This is a genomic window from Pseudanabaena biceps PCC 7429, from assembly GCF_000332215.1.
Classification (GTDB): Bacteria; Cyanobacteriota; Cyanobacteriia; order Pseudanabaenales; family Pseudanabaenaceae; genus Pseudanabaena; species Pseudanabaena biceps.
This window is the reverse complement of sequence record NZ_ALWB01000357.1, coordinates 1-3,067: the sequence shown is the minus strand read 5'-3', so window position 1 is coordinate 3,067 and position 3,067 is coordinate 1. Positions and strand designations below refer to the sequence as shown.

Below are 3,067 nucleotides of genomic sequence, written 5' to 3'. Positions count from 1 at the left end.
CCAATGCTGATAGTTGGGGAGACCCATCGGCAACTTTTAGCTTAGAAGATGAGACAGTCGGACAGGTGCAAATCCAGCAATGGTCTGATTTACACTTTAAAAAAGACTGCCCAACGCCATTTCCAAGTTATTCGAGTCACCCATCCCCATTGCTCTGGTTTGTGGTTAGCTTGGGTGGGAGAGCAGATGCCATCTTTAGTCCAGATTTGGCGTTTGTACTTACGTCGTTTGCTATCGACCATTGGAATCGCTTTGCCAAACAACGTTTACATTGGACTCTGCCTCATTTGTTGACTCCTCAACAGGCTTTGCGTTGGAGCGATCTTATGCCTCTATTGTCTTGGCAATTGTGGTTAGCCCGTCAACTAGTTATTGATAGTCCTTTACCTTGGCAGAAACCCCAAACCAATCTCTCCTTTGGTCGAGTCGCTCAGGGCTTTGCCGCACTTTTAGTCAGGATTGGTTCTCCAGCCTGTTCTCCTAAACCTCGTGGTAAGTCCCTTGGTTGGAAATCTGGGCGTAAGCGTTCTCCTTATCCTCGCTTTCCTATCATCAAAAAACGGGTTTCTCGTCCCAAAAAGGTCAACAAAGACAACCTTAATTCCTAACCCTCAATATTCTCGTTTTCATTCTCTTAGATTTCCTCAGTTCTTTATTCTCTGAGTTACTTTTTCCTGCTCTTTTTCTGCTTATCTCAATCACCTTAGTCTAAACTCCAGTACTTAACGTCAGTTCGGGTTAAGCAGGCAAGTTTTGGGCGTTGAGAAAGGGTTTGCTACGCAAACCCTTTCTCAACGCCCGTTTCAAATCATCCCGAACTCACGTTACTTAGCTACTCCCTTTCTAGTCAAGAAGTTAGCAAAGCCCCTCCTCGTCAATTTTTTGGCTTGATCATGGCTATTTTTTCACCATGTAAGGTTCGTAAGGTTTGGTTAAGACGTAAAGCCCAAGAGATGAGTGGCGGCGCAAAGCGCCGCCACTCATCTCTTGGGCTTTGATTTGTTCTAGCTATTTCTTGTTTAGTTTCTTGTTTGGTTATAGGTGAGAGAGGAATATTTGGTAAGGTTTTTCCATCAACATCTACATTTCAAATGTTATAACTCCTATGGTAAGCCTCAGTAAAATTCTGATTTTTCCCATCAAATCCCTCGATCCTGTTTCCTTAAATGAGATAGAGATTTCCTCTGGTGGAGCCTTAAAGGGCGATCGCGAATTTGCCATAGTCGATCGCCATGGGAAATATATCAATGCCAAGCTATATCCTCAGATTCATTTAATTAGAGCCAATTACCACCTAAGCGATCGCCAGATCCATCTCCAAATCCATCAGCAAAACGATCAGCAAAAAACAGAGCCAAACAAAGTATTTACTTTCCATTTAGATCGAGAGAGAGAATTACTTGCCAATTGGTTGAGCGAATTTTTCGGTCAACCCGTAGAACTTCGGCAAAATGTTGCCAATGGATTTCCTGACGATCTTGATGCTTGGGGACCAACTGTGGTTTCGGAAGCATCTCTCAAAACCGTGCAAAGTTGGTATGAAGAGCCAAGCATTGACTTAGAGCAAATTCGGCGGCGCTTTCGTACCAATTTAGAGATCTCAGGTACAGCCCCATTTTGGGAAGATCGGCTATTTACGAAGTCGGGGGAAACAGTCCCTTTTCGCATAGGTTCGATCCAGCTTTTAGGTGTAAATCCCTGTCAACGCTGCCCCGTTCCTACCCGTGATGCCGATACAGGCGAAATCTATCCCAAGTTCCAAAAAATATTTTCTAGTCAAAGAGCGGCAACTTTGCCAGATAACGTAGAGCGATCGCGCTTCAACCATTTCTACCGATTTACCCTGAATACGCGTATTCCCGTAACTGAAGCAGGCAAAGTTCTCAGATTAGGCGATTCTCTGCTCGTCAGCCCTTAAGAAGAGAAGGTTGGCGCTTCGCGCCAACCTTCTCTTCTTATTTTGCCCTACCATGAGTAGCGACAGCCAGAGGTCACTAATGTAAGCCCTTTAATTGACGGACAAGATGAATGATTTCAGGCAAAATTAGTTGCTCGATCGCTAGTTTTACCGCATTACTCGATCCAGGCAGCGAAAATACTAATTTCCCTTGGTAAATTCCTGCTTCCGAACGCGAAGCGATCGCCCTCGAACCAACCTCTTGCCAACTCAAATAACGAAACATTTCACCAAATCCTGGAAGTGTTTTTTCGAGTAATGCCGCGATCGCATCATAGGTGGTATCCCTTGGCGCGATCCCCGTCCCGCCATTCAGGATAATAGCATCGAGATCGGCGATCGCTGCCAAATTCAGCATTTGCTCCCGAATTTCGTCGGGTTCGTCCTTAACTAGGGCATAGTAATCCAAAATATGCCCAGCATTAGTCATCGATTGTTTGATGAAATTTCCGCTTTTATCGGTTTCAGGGGTACGGGTATCGCTAACAGTAATCACGGCAAAATGAACTTGATAGGATGGAGGATCGGGACAAGGGTTTTGAGATGGCTGCATAGTTGTTTTAAGTTTATGCTTTGTTTAAACTCATGCCGTTAGCTTCAGCATAGCGATTCATAAATCGCAAAAAGCGTTCCCATTCATTCTGTCCATTGAGTTTATGAATCGCTTCAATTCCTGCTGATTTACCATTGATGAATTTAGCATTGACGTTACGAGTCACCATTTCGCCTTCTTCATCGATCATATACATTCCGAGGATCTCATTGTTCCCTGCATCTGCACCAGTCATACAGTTGGGTGACTCAAAGATAAACACAGCAACACTGGTATCTCCGTCTTTAGACCTTGTGATTTTGACATCTGACGCTTCTTCATCGATGCCGATCGCCAACTGTATTTTTGCTGTCATTTTAAAATCCTGAATAACCGTGAATAAAACTTTTTAAAAGTATATTCTTATTAACATAACCCAAAATTAACGCAAATCTCCTACCACCTTAATCTTCACTTGGGCTAGAGATGACCATAATACCAAAGCTCAAAATAGCGTAGCCATTTTGAGCTTTGAAAACCCTTACTGGGTTTGTTTTTTAATTCACAAAAGTGTCGTC

Annotated in this window: 3 protein-coding genes and 1 pseudogene; 2 read left to right on the top strand and 2 right to left on the bottom strand. The window is 43.6% G+C overall.

Translation table 11 applies throughout. The features are described 5' to 3' along the window. Together PSE7429_RS22235 and PSE7429_RS22230 are read left to right on the top strand one after the other, a co-directional pair. Positions 1-608, top strand: a pseudogene (locus tag PSE7429_RS22235) (NF041680 family putative transposase); the annotation flags it as partial. Between the two features lie 497 nt (positions 609-1,105). Beyond that, positions 1,106-1,918, top strand: coding sequence for an MOSC domain-containing protein (locus PSE7429_RS22230; protein ID WP_009629640.1), 813 nt, complete (start codon positions 1,106-1,108; stop codon positions 1,916-1,918). Positions 1,919-1,994: 76 nt separating this feature from the next. Here the strand turns inward: PSE7429_RS22230 and PSE7429_RS22225 are convergent, their stop codons facing one another. Together PSE7429_RS22225 and psb28 are read right to left on the bottom strand one after the other, a co-directional pair. Next, positions 1,995-2,510, bottom strand: coding sequence for a MogA/MoaB family molybdenum cofactor biosynthesis protein (locus PSE7429_RS22225; protein WP_009629639.1), 516 nt, complete (start codon positions 2,508-2,510; stop codon positions 1,995-1,997). Positions 2,511-2,523: 13 nt separating this feature from the next. Beyond that, a complete protein-coding gene (gene psb28 / locus PSE7429_RS22220; RefSeq protein ID WP_009629638.1) occupies positions 2,524-2,865 on the bottom strand; it encodes a photosystem II reaction center protein Psb28 in 342 nt (113 codons plus the stop codon). Positions 2,866-3,067 lie beyond the last annotated feature (202 nt).